1 protein-coding gene is annotated in these 783 nt (G+C 39.1%); it reads right to left on the bottom strand.

What is annotated here, in order from left to right; translation table 11 throughout:
- Positions 1-783 (bottom strand): T9SS type A sorting domain-containing protein (locus RM538_RS13365; protein WP_311333938.1); only part of this gene is annotated, 783 nt, incomplete at both ends.

Genomic DNA, 783 nt, shown 5'->3' with positions numbered 1-783 from the left:
TATTTCTTGATCAATCTTTTAGTAGTTACAGCATTTTCACCTGTGATTTGTACTACGTACACACCAGAAGCAAGCGCCGCTACATTGATTGTTCTTTCACTTTGCATTCCTGCAAGGTCAATAGTGCTTACTAACTTACCATTGATATCGTAGATTGCAGCGTTCTCTAACGCGATGTTAGATTTGTTTGCAATTGTTACTACGTTATCTGCAGGGTTAGGGAACATTGTGATAGCTGCATCAAAAGCAGTATCGTTCACACCTTGTATTGGATCTACTACTAAAGTAAAGTCACAAGTACCGATGTTTCCTAAATCATCTTCAGCAGAGATTGTGATAGTATATGTTCCTACACCTAGAGGAGTTCCAGCAGCTGGGTCTTGTGTGATAATTGTTACAGGGTCTGTACAGTTATCTACAGCAACAGCATCAGCAGTAAAGTCTTCTAATGTGTATACTCCATTAGCCTCTGGATCTACGTTTACATCATCTGGACATGTAATAGTTGGTCCAGTAGTATCTGTAGCCGTTACCATAGCAGAACAAGAAGCGATGTTACCACTTGGGTCTGCAGCAAATACAGTTACTAGTACTGGTGTACCAACATTGCTACAGTCAAAGTCTATAATATCTGCAGTTACGATATCGTATCCACAAGCTTCTACACTATTTGTCATATCAATTAGATCCATTGGGTCTAAGGTAGCTGTACCATCAGGTCCAATCTCTAAGTTAATATCTTGACATACTAATACTGGAGCAGTATCATCAATTACATTTACT

It is taken from the genome of Patiriisocius hiemis (genome assembly GCF_031846325.1).
GTDB classification, from domain to species: Bacteria; Bacteroidota; Bacteroidia; order Flavobacteriales; family Flavobacteriaceae; genus Patiriisocius_A; species Patiriisocius_A hiemis.
This window is presented reverse-complemented; position numbering and strand designations above follow the sequence as displayed.